Source organism: Neobacillus niacini, assembly GCF_048572935.1.
Lineage (GTDB): Bacteria > Bacillota > Bacilli > Bacillales > Cytobacillaceae > Neobacillus > Neobacillus niacini.
Genome location: NZ_CP183883.1, coordinates 2,363,899 through 2,385,749 on the forward strand (window position 1 = coordinate 2,363,899; position 21,851 = coordinate 2,385,749).

28 protein-coding genes are annotated in these 21,851 nt (G+C 34.8%); 27 read left to right on the forward strand and 1 reads right to left on the reverse strand.

What is annotated here, in order from left to right; genetic code table 11:
* The first annotated feature begins 176 nt into the window (after positions 1–176).
* The 25 genes from ACN6MT_RS11265 to ACN6MT_RS11385 all read left to right on the forward strand — a co-directional run bounded on the left by ACN6MT_RS11265 (position 177) and on the right by ACN6MT_RS11385 (position 17,931).
* The gene (locus ACN6MT_RS11265; protein ID WP_419955920.1) at positions 177–272 is read left to right on the forward strand and encodes a hypothetical protein; all 96 of its coding nucleotides are present in this window, start codon (positions 177–179) and stop codon (positions 270–272) included.
* Positions 273–344: 72 nt separating this feature from the next.
* Entirely contained in the window at positions 345–1,031 is a 687-nt protein-coding gene (locus tag ACN6MT_RS11270; protein WP_419955921.1) for a hypothetical protein, read from the forward strand.
* Between the two features lie 80 nt (positions 1,032–1,111).
* On the forward strand, positions 1,112–1,321 hold the full coding sequence (locus ACN6MT_RS11275; protein WP_419955922.1) for a hypothetical protein: 210 nt from the start codon (positions 1,112–1,114) through the stop codon (positions 1,319–1,321).
* Positions 1,322–1,347: 26 nt separating this feature from the next.
* Positions 1,348–1,530 (forward strand): hypothetical protein, encoded by a 183-nt coding sequence (locus tag ACN6MT_RS11280; RefSeq protein WP_419955923.1) that lies wholly within the window; start codon positions 1,348–1,350, stop codon positions 1,528–1,530.
* A 115-nt stretch (positions 1,531–1,645) separates the two neighbouring features.
* Positions 1,646–1,876, forward strand: a complete 231-nt coding sequence (locus ACN6MT_RS11285) for a hypothetical protein (protein WP_419955924.1) — start codon at positions 1,646–1,648, stop codon at positions 1,874–1,876.
* 62 nt (positions 1,877–1,938) lie between these two features.
* On the forward strand, positions 1,939–2,109 hold the full coding sequence (locus ACN6MT_RS11290; protein ID WP_419955925.1) for a hypothetical protein: 171 nt from the start codon (positions 1,939–1,941) through the stop codon (positions 2,107–2,109).
* A 13-nt stretch (positions 2,110–2,122) separates the two neighbouring features.
* Entirely contained in the window at positions 2,123–2,278 is a 156-nt protein-coding gene (locus tag ACN6MT_RS11295) for a hypothetical protein (protein ID WP_419955926.1), read from the forward strand.
* A gap of 42 nt (positions 2,279–2,320) precedes the next feature.
* On the forward strand, positions 2,321–2,761 hold the full coding sequence (locus ACN6MT_RS11300) for a terminase small subunit (protein ID WP_419955927.1): 441 nt from the start codon (positions 2,321–2,323) through the stop codon (positions 2,759–2,761).
* 198 nt (positions 2,762–2,959) lie between these two features.
* Positions 2,960–3,529, forward strand: coding sequence for a recombinase family protein (locus tag ACN6MT_RS11305; protein ID WP_419955928.1), 570 nt, complete (start codon positions 2,960–2,962; stop codon positions 3,527–3,529).
* Positions 3,530–3,560: 31 nt separating this feature from the next.
* Entirely contained in the window at positions 3,561–5,030 is a 1,470-nt protein-coding gene (terL, locus tag ACN6MT_RS11310) for a phage terminase large subunit (protein ID WP_419955929.1), read from the forward strand.
* A 3-nt stretch (positions 5,031–5,033) separates the two neighbouring features.
* Positions 5,034–6,353: a phage portal protein gene (locus ACN6MT_RS11315; RefSeq protein ID WP_419955930.1), complete on the forward strand. Its 1,320-nt coding sequence runs from the start codon at positions 5,034–5,036 to the stop codon at positions 6,351–6,353.
* Positions 6,353–7,258: a minor capsid protein gene (locus ACN6MT_RS11320; RefSeq protein WP_419955931.1), complete on the forward strand. Its 906-nt coding sequence runs from the start codon at positions 6,353–6,355 to the stop codon at positions 7,256–7,258. The genes ACN6MT_RS11315 and ACN6MT_RS11320 overlap by 1 nt, the downstream gene beginning before the upstream one ends.
* A 115-nt stretch (positions 7,259–7,373) precedes the next feature.
* The gene (locus ACN6MT_RS11325) at positions 7,374–7,973 is read left to right on the forward strand and encodes a capsid assembly scaffolding protein Gp46 family protein (RefSeq protein ID WP_419955932.1); all 600 of its coding nucleotides are present in this window, start codon (positions 7,374–7,376) and stop codon (positions 7,971–7,973) included.
* 12 nt (positions 7,974–7,985) lie between these two features.
* Positions 7,986–8,852: a hypothetical protein gene (locus tag ACN6MT_RS11330; protein ID WP_419955933.1), complete on the forward strand. Its 867-nt coding sequence runs from the start codon at positions 7,986–7,988 to the stop codon at positions 8,850–8,852.
* A gap of 16 nt (positions 8,853–8,868) precedes the next feature.
* Positions 8,869–9,075 carry a hypothetical protein gene (locus ACN6MT_RS11335; protein ID WP_419955934.1) on the forward strand — a complete coding sequence of 69 codons (207 nt, stop codon included), beginning with the start codon at positions 8,869–8,871 and terminating at the stop codon, positions 9,073–9,075.
* A gap of 2 nt (positions 9,076–9,077) precedes the next feature.
* Positions 9,078–9,404 (forward strand): phage head-tail connector protein, encoded by a 327-nt coding sequence (locus ACN6MT_RS11340; RefSeq protein WP_419955935.1) that lies wholly within the window; start codon positions 9,078–9,080, stop codon positions 9,402–9,404.
* Positions 9,401–9,742, forward strand: coding sequence for a hypothetical protein (locus ACN6MT_RS11345; protein WP_419955936.1), 342 nt, complete (start codon positions 9,401–9,403; stop codon positions 9,740–9,742). Before ACN6MT_RS11340 ends, ACN6MT_RS11345 begins: the two co-directional genes overlap by 4 nt.
* Entirely contained in the window at positions 9,739–10,074 is a 336-nt protein-coding gene (locus ACN6MT_RS11350) for a hypothetical protein (RefSeq protein ID WP_419955937.1), read from the forward strand. The genes ACN6MT_RS11345 and ACN6MT_RS11350 overlap by 4 nt, the downstream gene beginning before the upstream one ends.
* A 6-nt stretch (positions 10,075–10,080) precedes the next feature.
* Positions 10,081–10,491, forward strand: a complete 411-nt coding sequence (locus ACN6MT_RS11355; RefSeq protein ID WP_419955938.1) for a DUF5072 family protein — start codon at positions 10,081–10,083, stop codon at positions 10,489–10,491.
* Between the two features lie 12 nt (positions 10,492–10,503).
* Entirely contained in the window at positions 10,504–10,980 is a 477-nt protein-coding gene (locus ACN6MT_RS11360; protein ID WP_419955939.1) for a phage major tail protein, TP901-1 family, read from the forward strand.
* 23 nt (positions 10,981–11,003) lie between these two features.
* Entirely contained in the window at positions 11,004–11,306 is a 303-nt protein-coding gene (locus ACN6MT_RS11365; protein WP_419955940.1) for a segregation and condensation protein B, read from the forward strand.
* Positions 11,307–11,428: 122 nt separating this feature from the next.
* Positions 11,429–11,740 carry a phenylalanine racemase gene (locus ACN6MT_RS11370; RefSeq protein WP_419955941.1) on the forward strand — a complete coding sequence of 104 codons (312 nt, stop codon included), beginning with the start codon at positions 11,429–11,431 and terminating at the stop codon, positions 11,738–11,740.
* A gap of 4 nt (positions 11,741–11,744) precedes the next feature.
* On the forward strand, positions 11,745–14,813 hold the full coding sequence (locus ACN6MT_RS11375; RefSeq protein ID WP_419955942.1) for a phage tail tape measure protein: 3,069 nt from the start codon (positions 11,745–11,747) through the stop codon (positions 14,811–14,813).
* On the forward strand, positions 14,810–15,598 hold the full coding sequence (locus ACN6MT_RS11380) for a phage tail family protein (RefSeq protein ID WP_419955943.1): 789 nt from the start codon (positions 14,810–14,812) through the stop codon (positions 15,596–15,598). Before ACN6MT_RS11375 ends, ACN6MT_RS11380 begins: the two co-directional genes overlap by 4 nt.
* Before the next feature lie 14 nt (positions 15,599–15,612).
* Positions 15,613–17,931 carry a GDSL-type esterase/lipase family protein gene (locus ACN6MT_RS11385; protein WP_419955944.1) on the forward strand — a complete coding sequence of 773 codons (2,319 nt, stop codon included), beginning with the start codon at positions 15,613–15,615 and terminating at the stop codon, positions 17,929–17,931.
* Between the two features lie 76 nt (positions 17,932–18,007).
* Here the strand turns inward: ACN6MT_RS11385 and ACN6MT_RS11390 are convergent, their stop codons facing one another.
* Positions 18,008–18,211: a helix-turn-helix domain-containing protein gene (locus tag ACN6MT_RS11390; RefSeq protein WP_419955945.1), complete on the reverse strand. Its 204-nt coding sequence runs from the start codon at positions 18,209–18,211 to the stop codon at positions 18,008–18,010.
* A gap of 119 nt (positions 18,212–18,330) precedes the next feature.
* Between ACN6MT_RS11390 and xerA the strand changes: the two genes are divergently transcribed.
* Entirely contained in the window at positions 18,331–19,323 is a 993-nt protein-coding gene (xerA, locus tag ACN6MT_RS11395; RefSeq protein ID WP_419955946.1) for a site-specific tyrosine recombinase/integron integrase, read from the forward strand.
* Between the two features lie 46 nt (positions 19,324–19,369).
* Entirely contained in the window at positions 19,370–21,850 is a 2,481-nt protein-coding gene (locus tag ACN6MT_RS11400; protein WP_419955947.1) for a phage tail protein, read from the forward strand.
* Position 21,851: the final 1 nt, after the last annotated feature.

Sequence of the window (21,851 nt, forward strand, 5' to 3'; positions counted from 1 at the left end):
GGGTAGACAATCTATTCCTACCTTCTCCCAAACTTGAAGACATCTAGCGATAGGTGTCTATTTTTTCGGGAATGAGGTTATATTTTATGTGTTATAAAGACTTGAATTTAACTAGTAGGCTCAAGGTTTATATGGTTTTGAATAACATTAATCAGACAGAGTTAGGGAGACTGCTGATGGTGTCACAACCAGTAATAAGCCGCATATTAAAGGGCACTAAGCCATCATTGAAGTTAGAACAACGTATATACAAATTAATAAATTGTGATTAAAGGATTCTGCAAAATTGTGGAGTCCTTTTTTGTGTTTACAAAGAGAAAATAAACAAAGGGAGATGTTAGGTAATGGGGAGAAGAATGTACGAAGCTAACAAAATTAAGATTGTGGATCAATTAGTTTACATTAGTCTTAATGGAAAACATGGTCAAGGTAAAGAAGCAATCACAGACTTAAAGAGTTATCTTAAACATGGTATCGGTCAGTATTCTTGGTCATGTGATAAAAAAGGTTATGTCTATGCTTGGGACAGTGAAAATAAGAAGCAAATTACAATGCATAGGTTAGTCTCAGAGAACAATTCAAAACTACATTCAGATCATATAAATGGGAATCCATTAGACAATAGAGCAGTAAATTTACGTATTTGTAATGCTGTTGAGAATAATCGAAATGCAGACGCTCGAATTGACAATAAAACAGGATATAAGAATGTAACATTTAATACAGGGTTATATAGATGTCTGATTAAGATTAATAAGGTTAAAGAATACTTCGGACACTATGAGAAGCCTGAGATGGCTGCTGAAGCCTATAACCATGTAATGAGACAGTTATATCCGGAGTATGCAAGGTTAAATGTTATTCCTGACGGTAGTTTGTCTACTGAGGAAATAGAGCATGTACATAACTATGTGAATAGACGATTGGAAAAGATCAAGGAGAAGAATGAAGCGAATAAGGTAATCGTGGATATTGCTAGTATTTCATTTGTTAAGGCACATCAGGATAAAATGATTGATAAAATTGTCTAACTTGTTAATTATTAGAGTATTTTGCAGGATTCCTTTCTTTCTACCTAGAAGTGTAACGGGTAGAAAGGAGGGATATTGTTATGAGAAAAGCGATTATTAAAACTCCATCAGATAATGAAATAAAAGTTGCTGCTTCTGATTTTTCAATTGAAATTCATCACAAAGGTAGACCGGTAGTTAATTTATCCAAAACTGCTTATACTTACGAAGATGTATTTGAATATATCAAAGATGAGTATGAAGAAGACCTTGATACTATTCAAAAAATAGTTATTACACTGGATAGATAAAGGATTTTATGTGAGGAGTAGATGTAATGCCGGTAATTAATAAAGATGAACAAAGAGAATTCTTTAACAAGGCAATGAAAGAAATTGAAGCAGATCTTGAAGTATTAGAATCATTAGCATCAGATGAAAATAAAAAAGATGCGGACAGAATCACAAGACAGATAAAACATAATTTAAAGGCAGTTTGGATATTTAAAAATCATGAATAATTTTTGAAAGCAGTTCCTTCGGGGGTTGCTTTTATATTTGTCAAAAATATTTCATTTCATAAATCTTCCAAGGAACGTGTGTTTGTAATATGATTGTCCTTGGGAGGTGAGAATAGTGAAAGCAAAAGAAATTATTGATTTATTAGAAACAGGAGATTATCTATTAGAACATTTTGTTGATGATTACAATAGTGAAGTTGCAATTGTAGGGCACATTTCCAAAAAAGGTGAAAATGGACTTCCTTTAGGTGGAATGGATAGATACGAATTTGCTTTAAGGGATAAAAATGAACAAGAGGTATTTTATAATGGATATACTTCTTACTTAAAATCAAAAATTGGATAATTTATTACTACTAAGACGCTCATTTTATGGGTGTCTTTTTTGTTGTTGGGAGGGATTAAACAATGAGATCAGATAGGGAATTAAAAGAAAATGAAATTAGATTGAAACTACAATTCTTGGATAAGTTGGTCGATATTCAGCACTTAGGAATTGATGTGAAAAAGGAAGTTGAAAAACAATGGATTAATATTTCATCTCAATTGGAATGTATTAATTTACACAGTGATAAGTAAGGAGAATAAGTGAATGTTAATTACGTTTCAAATATTGTTATTTGTTGTTTTGTTTTTTAGTGGTGTAATGACTGTTGCTAATAAGGAAAGTGAAGAGTTCAGATTGAAAAGTGTTTCATTAGCGATTGCTAGTATGGTTAGTTTGCTTGTTACATTTTGGATAGGTTAAATATACATAACTCATTAAATCAGTCCTAAAGGAGGTGGAGTAATGCCTAGAGCCGAAAAGAGTAAACGTGATGAATTGACGTTCCAACAGCGTAAATTTGTGAATGAGTATTTGAAGCATGGAAACGGCAGAAATGCAGCAATATCAGCAGGTTATAGTGAAAAAAGTGCAGATAGTCAAGCGAGTCAGATACTAAAGTTACCTAAGATTAGAAAAGCAATTCAAGCAAAAGAGAAGGAATTTGAAATGGCTTCATTAATCACAGTTGAAAGTATCCTTGAAAAAATACTTGCTATTGCTGAAGATGAAAAAGCGACTAACGGTGAAAAGTTGCAAGCCTTGAAATTATTAGGGCAGCATAAAGCAATGTTCACTGATAAGCAGATTGTTACAACTCAAAATACTAATCCATTTGATCAAATGTCTGATGATGAGATTTTAAAAATGTATGAAGAACAAAAGAAATTCCAAAAACAAGCATAATGAAATGTTTATTTTATCGTTACATAAAACATTCGTTAAATGTAATTTTTAAACCTAAGTATTCAAGCTATTAAAAGCCTATTAAATCAATGTTGGTATATTACATAAAATTATTACATTTAATATTACACAAAATATTTACATTAATTATCCCCTGTATTATAATGGAATTAACAACCAATACAGGGAGTGTTAATTATGAAAATTGCATATGCTCGTGTATCTACTCAGGATCAATATTTAGATAGACAGCTTGAAGCGTTAGAGAAATATGGATATGACAAGTTAATAACTGAGAAAATTACTGGAACTAAAAAGGATAGAGAAGGATTAAATAACCTTCTTGATGTTGTTAGGGATGGTGACACAGTTATTGTTGAATCTATATCTCGTCTAGGTAGGAAAACATTAGACATACTTAATATTGTTGAAGAGTTAGGGAATATGGGTGTTACATTTGTTAGCCTCAAAGAGAACATGGACACATCTACTCCGACTGGTAAAGCAATGTTTCAAATGATGTGTGTTATTGCTGAATTGGAAAGAAACATGATAGCTGAACGTGTGAAAGAAGGTCTACAGAGTGCCAAGAAACGAGGTAAGCAGCTTGGTAGACCTAAAATGGATAACGATAAAGTAAGTGTAGCGATGAGGATGTATGATAGTGGTGATTACAGTATCAAAGAGATAATTGAGCAGGTAGGAATATCACAAGGTAAACTGTACAAAGAAATTAATAAGAGAAAGTTAAAGGCTGATCACAACTAAGTGACAGTCTTTTTTTATTGGAATGGGGGAGGTGGAATCAATAGAAGTTGAATTAATAAAGCAGCAACTTGCCCTTGAAAGAGAATTAAAACTAAGACAGGCTAGGAAATCATTTTGGGAATTCTGTAAGGTGTTAGAGCCTGATTTCTATAAAGATGACCGATTATATCTAAAAGAAATTTGCGACACTCTACAAGGATTATATGATGGTACATTAATCAATCCTAACTCAAATAAACCTTATAAAAAACTAATGATGAATATTCCACCAAGACACGGTAAATCACGTACATTAGTCAATTTTACAAAATGGCTGCTTGGTAATGATAACAAAAATAAGATTATCACAGCTTCCTATAATGATGATATGGCAACGGACTTTTCCCGTTATTGTCGTGATGGAATAAAAGAAACTAAGAATATACCTACTGATATTATTTTTGCTGATGTATTTCCTAATACTCGCATTAAAGATGGTAACGCAAGTGTTCAAACATGGGCACTAGAAGGCTCATTCTTTAGTTATAAGGGTGTTGGTATTGGTGGAGGGGTAACAGGTAAGGGTGCTAATATTCTTATCTGTGATGACTTAGTAAAGGATATAGAGGTTGCTACAAATGACGATGCATTAGAGAAGATATGGAAATGGTACACTGGTACATTTATTTCACGTGCAGAATCTAATGCAATTGAAATAATGAATATGACTAGATGGGCAAACGATGATCCATGTGGAAAGATATTGCAAACTGAAGATGCTGACCAGTGGTACATACTTAAAATGGAAGCTTATGATGAGAAAACAGATACGATGTTATGTGAAGACGTTCTATCAAAGGAACGTTATTTTTATTTAAAAAGAAATACTGATCCATTAGCATTTATGAGTAACTATCATCAAGAACCGATTGATGTTAAAGGTTCATTATATAAGGATTTACAAACTTATGATGTTATCCCAACAGATAGTAAAGGTAATCCAGACTTTGAACAGATTATAGACTACACAGATACAGCAGACTTAGGGAGTGACTATTTGTGTTCCATTGTAGCAGGTGTTAGAAAAGGTGAAGTTTATATTTTAGATGTTTACTATACAAAAGATGGTATGGAAATAACCGAACCTAGCACAGCCAAATTATTAGTTGATAATAAAGTGGATTATGCAAAGTTTGAATCTAACAATGGTGGACGAGGGTATGCTCGAAATGTAGAACGTTTATTATGGGAAAATCATAAGACACGTAAACCTGTTGTTGATTGGTTCCATCAATCTAAAAACAAGAAAGCACGTATCCTATCTAACTCACATTTTGTAATGAAACATGTTTACTTTCCTCATGATTGGAATATCAAATGGAAAGAATTCTATAAGGCTATTACCACATATCAAAAAGATAAGAAAAATAAAAATGATGATGCTGCTGATGCTTTAACTGGAATCGTTGAAATGATTGAGAACAAACAAGCATCAATCAAATTATTTAAAGGGGGGTTGTAAGAATTGCCATTATTTATCCATCCAGCAGAGCAAGAAATAACTGCTGAGGTAGTAAATGAATTTATTAAACTACATCAAGCAGAATTACCTCGTTACAACAGATTGAAAAATTTATACGAAAATAAAGCACCCATTCTTAACCGAGAAGCAAAAGATAGTTATAAGCCTGATAATAGGTTAGTCGTTAATTATGCTAAATATATCACTGATATATTTAATGGTTATTTTATTGGAATTCCTATTAAAGTATCTCATGACGATCAAAGCGTAAATGAACGTGTTGACAACTTTTTAAAACGGAATGATATGGACGATAACCAAGCGGAATTATCTAAAATAACTTCCATTTACGGACATGGTTTTGAATTACTTTATCAAAATGAATTATCTGAAACATGCTGCACTTACAATAATCCATTGGATATGTTTATTGTCTATGATGATACTATTGCACAAAAACCTTTGTTTGCAGTTAGATATCAAAAAACCGATAACGGTATTAGAGGGCAACTATTTACATCTGCTGAAGAAGTAACAATTTCAGAGGGTAAAGACGGATTGATTCTTTCTGATAATAAACCTCATTATTATGGTGATGTACCTGTCATTGAATACATAGAAAATGAAGAACGATTAAGTGTATTTGAATCAGTCGAAAGTCTTATCAATGCTTATGATAAAGCAATCTCTGAGAAAGCAAATGATGTTGATTATTTTGCCGATGCCTATCTAAAATTACTTGGCATGGAATTAGATGAGACAACTCTCAATAAGATTCGTGATAATAGAATTATAAATCTATATGGCAGTGATGATGTTGCGAAATTAATTGTCGAGTTTATGGAAAAGCCAAATGGAGATGCAAGTCAAGAACACTTATTAGACCGATTAGAACGTTTAATTTATCAAATGAGTATGGTTGCCAATATAAACGATGAATCATTTGGTAATGCTTCAGGGGTAGCTTTAGAATTTAAACTTCAACCAATGAAAAACCTTGCTTCTATGAAAGAAAGAAAGTTTGTTAGTGGTATGAACAGACGAAATAAAATGGTCTTTAATTTACCAACTAATATGGAAGCTTCTAAGAAAGACGAATGGCGAAATTTAAACTATTCATTCGTTCGTAACATTCCTCGTAATATTGCTGATGAAGCAAATGTTGCTGGATCATTAGAAGGTGTTGTATCCAAAGAAACTCAATTAAGTGTATTGTCATTTGTTGATAATCCTAAGCAAGAATTAGAGCGTATGAGGGCTGAAAATGAAGCAAATGATTATTCTACAGATGAAAATGGAGATTTCGTAACAGGTGATATTTAATGAATGATCAAGATAAAAAAACTTATTGGGAAAGTAGAATGGAGCAATTGTACGCTTCTCAGGATAAACAGAATGATAAATTCATCAAGAAAATGATCAAGGAATATCACAGAATGGAAGAAGATATTAAAAAGGATATTGGAAGTTATTATACAAAATACGGTAAAGATGATGTTATTGAATATCGTAAATTAGTACAATCCTTATCTACTTCAGAACGTGATCTATTGTACAAAAACTATGAGGATTTTATCAGAAGATATCCACAGTATTCTAATTTATTACCTGTCCGTGAAAGTATTTATAAACTAAATAGGCTAGAAGGTTTACAATTGTCAATTCGATTGAGAATGGTTGAACTAGGAGCCTTTGAACAAGAAGGCTTAGAAAAATTATTACAACAAGCATACGAAAATGGTTATCTTTCCTCAATGAATGGATTACAAAATGCCCCATCTTTCTTTAGTGTGAACAGTTATGCTATGCAACTAACTCTGGCTGAAACGTGGACAAATGGTGGTAATTTTTCAAGTCGACTTTGGGGAAATAAGTCAACATTAATTAATACTTTAAATAATGAAATTCGTGACGGTATTATCCGTGGCGATGATTATAGGCAAATGATTAAGGTGTTAAGACATCGTACAGGTGTTGGTGAATTCTGTGCAAAAAGACTTGTTGTTACAGAAACTGCATTTGTAATGAATCAAGGTAATAAACAGGCTTTTATGGATGCTGGAGTAAAAAGATACGAGATATCGGCAGTAATGGATAGACGAACTAGTAATATCTGTAAAAGATTGAATGGCGAACAATTTGAATTTAAAGATGCAAAATCAGGCACTAATTATCCACCGTTTCATGCTTTCTGCAGGTCGACTGCGATTCCAATTGAAAACGATTAGAAGTAGAGTCCTAGTTTATTGCTAAGGCTTTTTATTTTGTCCATAACCGTGCTGGTGACGTTATAAACTGCATGAGTATAAAGCCCACCAAGGCTATAAAGAGAGGGAAATTATTATGGAATCAAATAAATTTTTATTACCTTTAGATTTACAAATTTTTGCTGATCTAGAGCCTACACCTGACCCAGAACCTAATCCTAATCTTAATCCTGAACCAACACCAGAACCACCTGCTAAAACATACACGCAGGAAGAATTAGAGGAGATTATTAAACAAAGGGTATCTCGTGAAAAGAAAGCAGCGGAAAAGGCTGTTGCTGAAGCTGAAAAGTTAGCAAAAATGAATGAGGAAGAAAAGAAACAATTTGAATTTGAAAAATTACAAAAAGAATTAGCTGAGTATAAGAAGAAAGAATCATTCTATTCATTATCAAAAGAAGCTTCAAAAATGCTTTCTGAAAATGAAATCAGTGTAGACGATGATTTACTTGCCTTTGTTGTAAAAGAAACAGCAGAGGACACACAAGCGGCTGTTAACTCTTTTGTAACTTTAATTAATGCAAAAGTTGAAGAAGGGGTTAAAAAGGCATTAGCTGGAAAACCACCAAAAGTAACAACCAATAACAAAACAATCACTAAGCAACAAATTATGGAAGAAAAGGACGCAATTAAACGTCAAAAACTAATTAAAGAGAACATTCACTTGTTCCAATAGGAGGAATTTATAATGGCAGAAACAAACTTACAAGTAAAAGGTGACTTTGCAAAAGCACAATCTATCGACTTTGTTGAACGATTCGGTTCAAACTTATCAAAACTAATTGAGGCATTAGGTGTAACTCGTAAAATGCCTGTTGCAAATGGTATGACAATCAAAACTTATACATCTACTGTAACTATGGCTGCTGATAATGCAGTTGGCGAAGGTGAAACTATTCCACTTTCTAAAGTTACTACTGAACAAGCAGGAGTTATCGAATTAGCATTTAAAAAATATCGTAAAGCTGCTTCAGTAGAAGCTATTCAAAGACACGGTTATGATCAAGCAATTATTGAATCAGACGAAAAATTACTTCGTGAAATTCAAAAGGGTGTACGTACTGATTTCTTTACTTTCTTAGGAACTGGTACTGGTACAGCTTCAGCGGAAAATTTACAAGGTGCGTTTGCTCAGGCGTGGGGTAAAGTACAAGTACTATTCGAAGATGACGCTGCACAAACTGTTGCATTTGTTAACCCTCTAGATATCGCAGATCATTTAGCAAAGGCTGAGTTATCTGTTCAAACTGCATTTGGTTTACAGTATGTTCAAAACTTTGCAGGAGTGGATACAGTAATTATTAACTCATCTGTTCCAAAAGGTACCGTTTATGCTACTGCACCAGAAAATATTGTGCTTGCATACGTTCAACTTACTGGTGGAGAAATTGGTAAAGCGTTTGACTTTACAACTGAAGAACTTGGTTTAATCGGTGTAACTCACGATATTGAAAAGAAAAATTTAACTGCTGAGACTGTAGCATTATCTGGTGTTAAATTATTTGCTGAACGTCTTGACGGTGTAGTAAAAGTAACAATCGCTCCACAAGTATAAGAAAGGATGAAGCTAAATGGCTTATAAAGTAGTCAATAGCTTCTTTGATAAAGAGGATGGTAATCGCTTGTATGAGGTAGGGCAATCTTATCCTCGTACAGGCGTTAAGCCCTCTAAAGAACGAATTGAATTGTTATCGAATGATGAAAACAAGGAGAAAACGATTTTTATCAAAGAAGTTTCTGGTAAAAAGAGAGCAAACGAAAAGAAAAGTGGTGAATAACCATGGTTATCAGAAATAGAGTTTTAGTCCGTAAACCAGACATTAATCCTGATTTACTGGACGAGTTGGAAACAACTGCAATTGACCGTATTAATTTGCGATTAGGTGTATCTGAGTTTCCAAAGGAATTAGAATCTATAGCGGTAGAAGTTATATGTGCGTTGCATAATAAGTCGTTTCATCATGGTATCAAACAAGAAAATGTCGATACATTCAGTGTTTCCTTTGTTGACGATATTTTAAAAGAGTATGAGACAGACTTTGCAAGATATATAGCGATGAAGGAAAAATCAGCTAACGTAAATAGAGGGGTGTTGAGGTTCTTATGATCTTTCAACCCCTCTATTTATATGCTAAGAAACAAATAGGTATTGATGAATTAGGAAACTCCATTTCTAAATTGGATTTGTTTAAAGAATCAGAAGGAATGTTTTCTAGTTGGACTAACAAAGAATTATCAGCAGATAATATATCTTTTGCTGCCAATAATCGGAGTGTAACGGTAGAAAATCGTAAAATTATCACCAAGGCTCTTAAATCTGATTTATTAATTTCTGAAAAAATTAAATTTGATGGTAAATATCATAATATCAACGAAATCAAGGGCGATGATACTTCCCGTTGGAGGATTTTAATCGTGAATCGCTATGGGAGTGAAAACCCATGAAATTTGAATGGATTGGTACTGACAAATTAGCACAAAAATTGTTAGAAAAAAGTGTTGCTGATTTTGAAGCTGTTGCTAAAAAGAATATCCGTGATATTTACACTCGTTCTCAGCAATCAGGTGGAACTCCTGTTGATACAGCAGAATTAAGAATGTCTATGCAATATCGTGGCGATGAAACAGGATATATCAAGCATTACGCACCACACGTTGAATATGGTCATCGTACAAGAAATGGCGGTTATGTACCGGGACAATATTATTTAAAAAGAAATGTAGATACACAACTTCCAATTTATAAGCAAGATTTAAAAGACAAAATAAAGGAGTAATTAAAGGTGATTAAAAAGTTATCATTTACAACGGTACTATCTGCCGTAATCAAAAAGGTACAGGATAATACGGGTTTACGTTGTTACGATAGCGTACCGTTAAATGCTCCTATGCCTTTTTATCATGCAGAAATGGTAGGACAAATACCAGACCCAAGTAAGACTTTGTTAAAAGAACGATATCAAATATTTATTCATGTTTTTGCGGATGGTACCGACGGATCAATGAAAATATTCGATGCCATTCAAAAACTTGAAGAAGCAATGTCAGAAGTTATTGAGTTGGCTGAAGAATATGAGGTTATAATGCAGACTCCTACGGGTGTACAACAGATTATGGATGAAGCAGACGGTTCAAAACATGCCATTATTGGTTATGATTTCACCATTTTTTATGGTTATAAAATGAAAATATAGGAGGCAGACAAAATGAGTCAAGAATTATATACAGAATTATCAGGGAAATTAAATAAAGCAATTGCAGGTAAAGATATTCTCTTATCTTTATGGGATAAAACAGGATTAAATCTTTTAGCGGTAGCAGGTCAACAAGGTCTTACGATTAATCGTGACAAAGATACAATTGAGGTTACATCAAAAGATACTTTAGGTGGATGGAAAGAAAATATTGTCGGTATGAAATCATGGTCAATTGATAACGATGGTGTTTATGTTCGTGACCATGAATCTCATAAACTTTTAAAATCTGTTTTTGATGGTGATGAGCCAATCCTTATTAAAGTTACTAATCAAAAGGAAAAGACTGAAATGTTCGGTGGATTGGCTTTATTAACAAGTTATCCAATTGAAGCGCCTTATGATGATGCAGTAACTTATACTATCTCATTGACTGGTACAGGAGCATTAGTGGATTTAGAAGACGTAGCGATTACACCACAAGTTTAATTGAATAGGAGATGGAATTATTAATGTTTGAAGTAGATGGAATTACATACACGTTGAAATACAATACAAAAAAGGTCAAAACCATTGAATTAGTAACAAAATCAAGTATTGTAGGTGAAGTTACAAAAAATAATGGTATTATGCCATATGCGACATTAGAAGCTTTATTTTCTTTAGCTTTGGTTGAAGAAGCGACCAATGATGTTGTAAAACAAAAAACTGCTGCTGAAATGTTTGAAAAAGTGGTAGAAGAAAACGGACTTATTTCCGTAAATATGGCAATTGTGGAGAAACTGCAAGATGACTTGGGTTTTATGTTCCGCTAGAACTCGTTGAGAGTAATCTAGCGAAAAATTACGAACCTACTCCCCAAGATATAAAAATAGCAGCATTAGCTAGGGACTTTTCTTATGAAAGGGATCTAGCTTTTTTTGTTGTTCAAATTGGAATGTCTCGAACTGAATTTGACATGTTAACTGAAAAAGAAAAGATGTTCATCCGAAAAGAGCATGAAAATAAATTTATGTCTGATACCACATGGTTACGGAATGCAGTGTTAAACGCTGAAGCAAACATTAACAGAAAAAAGAATAAAAGATTCATTGAATTGTTTCCAAAAAATAATAAAGCAGATAAAGAATACAACCAAAATGCAGTTAAAAATATTTTGGAAATAGAAAAAACCAACGGAAAAGGTTGGGTTGATTTGGTCTACAAGGCAAATGGAATGAAAAAGCCTATCCCTAAGGGAAAGGAGTAAAGAAATGGCAGACTACACATTAAGCGCAAAGATAACGGGGGATGCAAGTGGTTTTACGAAGGCATTTCAAAGCGCAAACGAAACACTAAATGATTTATCGAATAGAACAAAAGCGGCTGGAGAAAAAATTAGCGCTTTTGGACAAAAAACAGCAATTGCTGGAGCAGGAATCACAGCTGGCGTTACTTTACCTTTTATTGCTGCAATTAAAACAACAGCTGATTTTGACAGTGCTATGCGTAAAGCAGGTGCCATTGCAGGTGCAAGTGCTTCTGAACTTGATAGTATGACACAAGCGGCTCTTGATTTAGGTGCAAGTACATCTTTATCAGGTAGTGAAGTAGCAACAGCTATGAGCGAAATGGCGGCAAAAGGTTTTGATGCGAATCAGGTTATTGCTGCTATGCCGGGTGTTATCTCTGCTGCTGAGGCTTCAGGTGAGGATTTAGCATTAACGGCTGATGTTGTAGCAAGTGCCTTGAATGGTTTTGGATTAAAAGCGGATCAATCAGGAAAAGTTGCTGACATATTAGCAATGACTGCAAATAAAACTGCTGCTGGTATTAGTGATATGGGATACGCATTAAAATATGCAGCTCCAGCAGCATCAAATCTAGGAATAAGCATTGAAGAATTATCAGCTGCAACAGGTATAATGGCAAACGCTGGTATGGATGGATCATCAGCAGGAACTACATTACGAATGGCTTTTAATAGACTAGCTGCCCCAACTAAAGAAGCAACAGGTGCTATGGCTAGTTTGGGATTCAGTGCGATTGACGCTAAAGGAAACTTTAAACCTCTGAATCAAATTGTAGGCGAGTTAAGTACATCTATGCAAGGTATGACAGAAACACAAAAGCTTGCTACTCTATCAACTATCTTTGGTACAGAAGCAGCAAGTGGAATGCTCATCCTTTTAGGTGCTGGACAAGAAGGATTACAAGGATTAACTAAAGAACTTGAAAACTCATCAGGTGCTTCAGCAGAAGCGGCGGCACAAATGAAAGCAGGTATTGGTGGAGCATTAGACAATTTAAGTGGTGCAATTGAATCAGCGACAATATCCGTTATGAGTCAATTAACCCCTTTAATTACTAAAATAGCAAAATGGACAACAAGTATTGTAGAAAAATTTAATGGTTTAGATGATGGGACTAAGAAAATGATTGCAATGGTAACAGGAATTGTTGCTGTTTCGGGTCCCTTATTAACTATTTTAGGAATTATGACTATGGGAATTGGTGGTCTTGTGTCAGCGATAGGTTTCTTAATTAGTCCTATTGGGTTAATAATCGCTGCTTTTGTTGCCTTGAGTGCTATTTTTGGGTATCAGATGGCAACAAATGAATCCTTTAAAAGTAATACCATTTCAGTGTTTAATCAGATCAAAGAAAAAATATTAGGTGTTATTCAAACAGTTATTCCAATTCTCCAAGGATTTTGGACAACTATTGAACCAATATTATCAAGTGTTGCTAGTTCTCTTATAAACGCATTTACACAAGCTATTCCCACAATAGTAAGTACATTAAGTTCATTAGGTTCACAAATAGGTTCTGTATTCCAAACCATTTGGGGAATTATTCAGACAATCATACCAATTTTTACAACATTCTTCTCAAGCCTAATTAGTGGGTTCCAATCTGCAGGAGGGGCTGGTAGTGGATTTGTCATTCAACTGATATCTATTTTAACTGGATTAAACCCAATAGTTAAAATAATCATTACGCTATTTCAAAACTTTGCACCACAGATTACATCTGCCTTTCAACAAATCGCAACGATGATCATTCCAGTGGTGGCAACAATAGGGACAGCTATTGGTCAATTAGCAAGTGCTGTAATACCAATCTTAATGCAAACTCTATCTACACTAATCCCAATTGTAATGCAAGTGGGCATGACGTTTATGGGAATTATTAATGTAGTCTTACCCGTATTAATTTCTCTGTTTAATCAACTTGTGCCAATTATTATGGAAATAGTAATGATTTTTGCTGATATTATTGCTCAAGTCGTACCATTGGTTGGCGTTTTAATTAGTGCGTTGTTACCTGTTATACAAAGTGTTATTGCTGCGTTTATGAATATTGTTCAAACGGTAGCACCTGCATTTATTGCAATTATTGGTGCTATTATGGCGGTAATAAAAGCGTTATTACCAATTATCATGAGTATTATTACCATAGTGGTACAGGTGGTTGCTGGAATAATATCAGTGGTCAGTCCTCTTGTTGCATTTGTTGCAGGTATTATTAATGCAATAATGGCGGTCATAACCCCTATCATCGTTTTTATTGCAGGAATCATAGCAAGTATTATTAATGTGATAAGACCTATTATTGTTACGGTCACAGGAATATTTAGCACAGTGTTTACAGTAATAAGCGGTGTATTTAGAAACGTATCTACTTTTATTGGTACAGCAATTAACCAAATAGGTTCAGTCATTAGTGGTTTGACTTCTACTGTATCGGGCGTATTTAACAAAATTAGAAGCACAATATCTAGCATTATGGACAGTGTGTCTAATAAAATAGCTGGGGTATTCAATGCAATACAGGGTGCTTGGTCAGGGTTAACCTCGTTTGTGAGTGGTATTTTCAGTGGCATTTCAGGGAATGTCGCTAAACTTGTAGGGCAAGTTAAAGGATTTGTAAATGGTGTAATAGGCGGCATTAATAGTGCCATCAGCCTTATTAATAAAATACCGGGTGTAAGTATAGGTAAAATCCCAATGTTAGCCCGTGGAACAGATGATTTTGCAGGTGGTTTTGCTCGTATCAATGAAGGCGGTAGAGGTGAATTAGTAAATTTACCAGATGGTACACAAGTTATTCCACATGACGTATCGATGAGATATGCAAGAGAGGCTGCTAAAACAAGTAGCAATTCCATTTACAGAGAGGAAAGAACAAATACTCAGAGTTCAGCATTTGGAAATACAACAATTGAAATTCCGGTATATGTAGACGGTTATGAAGCTGCTAGAGCAATATATCCCCACATTGATGATATGCAAGCAACAGATTTTAGCAACCGATTGAGATATGGGGGGAGGAAATCATGAATCTAACAGTTATTCGCAAAGATGGTACAGTTTATGATTTAAACAATTTAGGAATAAAAACTTTGGATTTCATTGTTTCTTCTCCTGAATATCGGAATCATTATGAGGAAGTTGAGGGTGCTGATGGTGTACTTGATTTAGGTACTACCATTGGTGCCAGAAATTTATCAGGAAAATTTGTGTTTTCAGCAGATGACATAATGAATTACACAAAAATGCGGAATGAAGTATTTCGCATTTTTTTATCTAAAGAATCTTTTTATCTCATTGATGATCGAGAACCGAATAGAAGATGGGAAGTAAAGTGTAATACAACATTCAAGCCTGATCAAATATTACATCATGGTTTATTTGAACTTGATTTTATTTGTGCTAAAGGACTTGCTGAATCGGTTAATACTTCATTAGAAACTCAGATTGTCCAAGTAAGTGGAAGTCCAATAGTTAAGTACAAACATACAACAACATCATTTGAAATATTAAATGATGGTGATGAAACAGTAAACCCAAGAAAATTTCCGTTAGTTATTACATACAAAGGTGATTCAACAAACTTAAAAATTAAAAATGTAACAACTGGTGATGAATGGTCTTACACTGGCAGTTCTACAACATCAAACACCATTGTACTAGATGGGATTCGTTCAACTAAAAGTGGATTATCTATTTTTCGTAATACGAATCATAAACTCATCACTCTTGCACCGGGTTGGAATGAGTTTGTATTAACAGGAACAAGTGGGGCATTTGAAATAACTTTTGATTTTAGATTCTATACGATTTAGTAAGGAGGATGGAAATGACAATACAGTTAAAACGTAATGACACAAAAGATGCCATTAGTTATAAATTGACTTATGCGGACGGATCGACTGTTAACTTGACAGGTGCGACCGTTCGTTTTGTAATGGGAACATCAAAACTATTAATCAGTAATGCCCCTGCAACCATTGTCAATGCTTCAACAGGAGAGGTTGAATACACCCTAACTGAAGATGATACATTATATGCTGGTACTTTCAATGCAGAATTCGAGGTAACTTTTTCTAATGGAAAGGTAAAATCGTTTCCGAACAATGGGTACATCTTAGTCAATATTCAAGCGAATGTAAACAAAGATAAATCTACACAAGCTGAGGAAACTGTTGCTTTAAGAGTTTCTCAGATTGAAGTATTTAAAACTGAGGTAAATCAAAAGGTACAAAGTGCGGAAACAAAATCTGCCTCTGCGGAAACGAAAGCTAATGCAGCAGTTACTACTTCAAATAGTGCATTAACAAAATCAGCAGCTGCAGAAACAAAGGCAGATACTGCATTAAGTTCGGCTAACTCAGCAAAAACCACTGCTGACTCTGTTAAGACACAGTTTGAACAAGTGATTGCTGAAGCTGGAAGTAGTAATCCAGAGGTTGTTCAGGCTAGAGGTGGAGAGGTAAATCTTAATGCTCGATTGAATAATTTATCTTCATCTTTGGCGCAAATTACGACGATAGATTTACCATCACAAAACAACTTACAAAACTATGCAAAGAAAATGAAAGATGGAGAAGCGGTTGTAATTGAATGTCGTGGAGATAGTACCTATTTCGGTCACGCAAGCGGAGTTGATCCATTAGGTACACAAACAGCCATTCCTGCACCAGTAGCATTGCAAACTGTATTGCGTTCTTATTTTAACAATAACAACATTACTGTTATTAATAGAGGAGTGAACGGACACAAAACAAGTGATGTTTTATCATCTTGGGATGGGTGGATGAGTAGCACAACTGCAAGTATCATTTACATTAACTATGGAATTAATGATGGTAAAGATGGTTTAGTAACTGCAAGTCAATACCGAGATAATCTACGTTCTATGGTTCGTACTGCTAGAAAATATGGAAAAACGGTTGTATTGGAAACCCCTAACGTTGTTTTACAGCTAGATTCTGCTTATGATTCAATGGGCAATCCTTCTCGTGCGGAAAATATCAAACAGTTTGCCGAGATTATGAGACAAGTTGCCCAAGAATTAAATGTGCCGTTAGTAGATAATTATGTCTTAACACAATACTACGTTCAATGGTCAGAGTATGCGGCAAGCGCACTTCCTGATGGAATGCACCCATCTGATTCACTTTATGTATATAAAGCAATGCAAATGGCTAGTGTTTTTATCTATAATCAAGCTGCTAAAATAAAGGGTACAGGTATCATTCCTGCAAGTTCTCCAGCCTTTCGAGCGTATGGTACTGTTGACGCAGTCAGTATTGTCCCTAATAGTCGTTCCGGTGTTGGGCGATTTGCTCAAAATTTAAAAATTGCTATATGGGTCGATACACCGGGAATGGATATTTATGTTGCGAATCCCCTTTACACTGCCGGTTCAAATAGTATTGATGTGGTGGTTGATAATCTGGTGGTTAAAAACTACAGCTTAAACGATAGCAATTTTACGGATTATCCGATTGATCTAGAAAGTATCATTATAGAAAATTTAAGTGTTGGTTTTCATGTGATTGAATTTGCTTCAAAAGATGTTGATACAACGAAAACGGTTGGGGTTTATTACTTAGCAGTTAGACCCACTCGCAAAGTACGAAGGAATTTATCAGGTAGTGGTGGTGCAGGACAATACGGTTCAGGAGGTACACCACCAAGCACCAGACAATCATTTAAAGTACTTGAAGACTTTGAATATACCAATAGCGCAGGGAACGAAACCCACGTTATTACCGACATACCAACTAGTAGAATGCTCTATGATTTAGATGTCGAAGTAACAGCAAAGTTTGGAATAAAAGATGGATTTGTTTTGTTTGGTAATAAACGACCTTCAGGCAAACAAAGAGGAGGTTTTCTTGTCTCCTTAGATGCGAGTGGATTCCTTGCTTGTTATGAAGGCACTGATCTTAACTATGCGAATGCTGGAGCAGTAGGTTCGGTAAACTTATCAACTGCAAGCCATAAATACCGTGTAACCGTAAACGCTTCTAGTGGGTTGGTAACTGTATTTGTAGATGGTGTACAACAGTTAACTTATACACTAACTAAGCAATACAGGGGCGGTTTCTTAGGGTTCTATCGTAACGCAGCGGGTACGACTTGGGTGGATAAGGTTTGTATTTTTAGATAGTCGCAATCGGAAAAAAAGATGAACATCTTATAGTTTAGCAGACCATAGAAAAATCCCGACTGGCTAAAGGTCGGGATTACTTTTTGAGTTCTAAAATATCGCTTATATCACAATTTAAAACTTCACATATTTTAGCAAGATTTTTTAAAGGTAGTCGAGCAGTTTGATTTCTACACATCTCATTAACGGATGGTTGCCTTATTCCTGTCAACCTAGCTAGTTCGTGTTGAGACATTTTATTTTTGGTTAACATTTGGTCTAATTTGATTATTACTTGCATAGGACTTTCTCCTTATTTTAATTTCGATACGTTTTAGTTATTGATACGTTTAGTTTATTACATTATACTTTAAATAACAATACGTTTAACGTATCGATTGATAAAGGGGGAAATATATATTGAGTAATGATATCACTCGTCTAGCAACTGACCTATTTGTAGTCATGAGTACAATTTCACCTGATGTTGAAGCACAAAAATTAGAAATACGTTTAGAAGAAGTCCTGAGTAATTATGAAATCAAAAGAAAAACACAGAAAGATATTGAAAATGACCTACAAGAAAAAATTTCAATTTTCTTGTCCGCAAGGACTATTGAGGGTTTGTCCAAGAGGACAATTGATGGGTACAGTCACGAATTACACATGTTTGCAAAATACATAAATAAAGCCGTTGTCCAAATTACTACATCTGATATTCGTAAATACCTTGCAAGCAATAATAACTGGCAGATTGGTACAGTTGACCGTAAATTATCGGTAATTAAAACCTTCTTAGGTTGGCTCGTAAAGGAAGAAATGCTCCTACGTGACGTATCAGCAAAGATTAAAGCGCCCAAGAAACCAAAACGTCTGCCAAAATCGTTGTCAATTGAAGAATTAGAGATTGTTAGAGAATCATCCGAAACACTCAGGGAGCGAAGTTTAGTTGAAACTCTTTATTCAACTGGTGCTCGTCTATCAGAGATTAAGGACATGAAGATTAAAGACTTAAATCTACAAGAAATGAGTTTAAGAGTTATTGGAAAAGGTGATAAGGAACGTATTGTATATTTGTCATTCAAATGCCTTTACCATTTAAGAAAATACTTAAAGAGTAGAAATGATAATTGTGAATATCTATTCGTAACTAAAAGAAAACCTGAACATCAAATGACAACTCGGTCAATTCAGAGGATTGTTGATAAAATTGCAGATAGAGCAAAACTGTCAAAGAAATTAACTCCTCATGTGTTTCGTCACTCCTTCGCAACGCTTGCAAGCGAAAATGGTGCAGATTTATCAGATATCCAAGCCTTATTGGGACATGAAAATCCAGCAACTACGATGATTTATAGCCAAGTTTCAGAAAATAGAAAGAAACAAGCACATAAACGATACCACGTACAGTGAGCCAATTTTGGCTCTTTTTTTATTGGGAAAGAGGGGCGGTGAAAATTTGTTAGTAATTACAGACATTGCAGGAAATACGGAAATGCTGACAGGGTATAAACCTTTAAAACGTTATCGAAGTGTAAGTGGTGAAAAGACACTCTCTTTTCTTATTATGCCTACTGAACAAAACCAACATTCTATTGAGATGGTACAGGAAGAAAGTGTACTTGAGTTTAAAGGTGATACTTACAGAATTAAACAAGCAAGGGAAAAGCCGAGAGGGAATACATACATAAAAGAAGTAGTGGCAATCAATACGCTCTTTGACTTAGTTGATGATCACATTTATGAGGTAAGAACACAATCAATGACCTTTCAAATGTTCCTTCAATTCGTGTTCGCTGGTACTCCTTATACTTGGGATATTGTAGACACGTTTTATGCACAGGATTGGGAAAACTTTGGTGATGATAACCGTCTATCATTATTTCAAGAAGGATTAAAAAGGTATGGATCAGAGTTTACCCTTAATGGTACACACTTTACTTTTAAGCGAAAAATTGGAAATGCAATGGATTTCCAATTTAGGTACAACTACAACATTAAGACTTTAAATAAAAGTGTAAATACAAACAATCTAAGTACTTACATTAAAGGTTTTGGAAAACAAAATGAGGATGGTACGTATGTAGTTCAATCAGAATACACATCCCCTAATGTTGCTAAATTTGGAATTCGTCACGCTAAACCTGTTCGGGATGAGCGTTATGCAACTCTTGAAGGGCTTAATGAACGATTAATAGCAGAATTAAAGGATACTCCAGATGTTTCTATTACCATTGATTTTGCAGACATGCGAAGGGCAGGATTTCCTTTTGATGTGCCAAATGAGGGTGATGATACATACCTGATTTATGAGCCAATGGGAATCGATGTGGAAGCCCGAATTATTGATATCACTGAAGAGTTTACAGAAAACAGTGACTACCCTATCAAAACAGATGTAACCCTTTCTAATTTAAGAAACAGAATGATTGATCAGTTTGAAGAATTTAGTCGTACTCAAAAAACGGTAGATGGGATTATGGACGGTAGTAGGAGAATCCCTTTTAATGCCTTAGATGAAGCTGTAAAGAGGGCAACGGCAGCCTTACAAAGTGCAGAAACAGAATTAACATTTGAAAATGGGATAATCGCAAGGGATAAAAATAATCCAAACTTTTTAGTATTATTCAATTCAAACGGTATTGGGATTAGTCGTGATGGTGGGCAAACCTTTAAAGAAGCACTTACAAGTGAAGGGTTTGTGGCATCTGCTGGAGTTATTGGACAGTTTGAAGCTAATAACATTCAAATCGGTGCTGATACCACTTTTGCTGATGGTTATAATCCCAAGGAAATTATCGTAGCATCAAAAAACATGATGCAAAACAGTGGTAACTTTGTTGGTACAGATTATTGGGCGTTGAATGGTGGTACTGTTTTAGAAGTTGTGTCCGATAACGGGCGAAATATTCTCCATTGTAAAGGTAGTATCATGGGTTCTAATGTCAACTTTATTAAACCAAATACAGAATATGTTTTTAGCGCAGAAGTTTATTTTAATAAAAATATCAATGTGACGAAATACAATCCATTGCATTTTTGGCTAGGTACAAGTGGTGAAACATCTGCTGCACTTGAATCCTATGAATTAATCAGTGCTAATACATCCTTAGAACCATACAAATGGCATATCATAGCGATAAAAATTAAGACAAAGGCTATTTTTCCAACAGGATCATTTTTCAAACCGTTTATTTACGATCCAGTGCAAATCAGTACAACAGAGGAATATTGGATTAGAAGTATGATGTTTGCAGAAGGTAATAAACTTGCAACTTGGAGTCCTTCTGTAGAGGATACTAATAGTGCGATTGTAAGTGCTGCTACTGGAATTAAAAATGATCTACGAATGTCAGCACCATTACCAACATCTCTAACCCTTAATCAAGATGGAATCACAGCAAGTACAAGTAATCCAAACAAATACGCACGAATGGATTATAGAGGATTCTACGCAAAGCAAGGAGCAGTACAAATCGAACGTCCAGACGGTTACTTGTCAGTGCAAGATGGTATCTTGCGCAATAGCTTATCTATTCAGGGTTCAGAACCCGCCTTTCAAACTGCAGGTGTAGAAAAATGGGGACAATTTTACAGAACCAATTCCAACAACAGATTTGAAAATATTCAACGGTTTGTATTTAAACACGATAGCCGATATGTAAGAATCATTTGTAATTTATATGCAGATGGCGGTGAACAGTACGGAAACTGGGCAAATGCAGCTTTTGATATTGTTACCGATGATGAAACAACGTCAATTGCAACGGCTGTAGTTGTGGAAAACAGGTGGTCAGATAATCAAGGTTACAGGAAAGACATTCTCATTGATTGTGGAGTGCCTACTGGAAATTTACTTGTAATGTATTGGCGCATGTGGAGCCTTGTTAATCCATATCACACATACGGTAGTGTCAGATATTTAGTGCAGGAGGGATAAT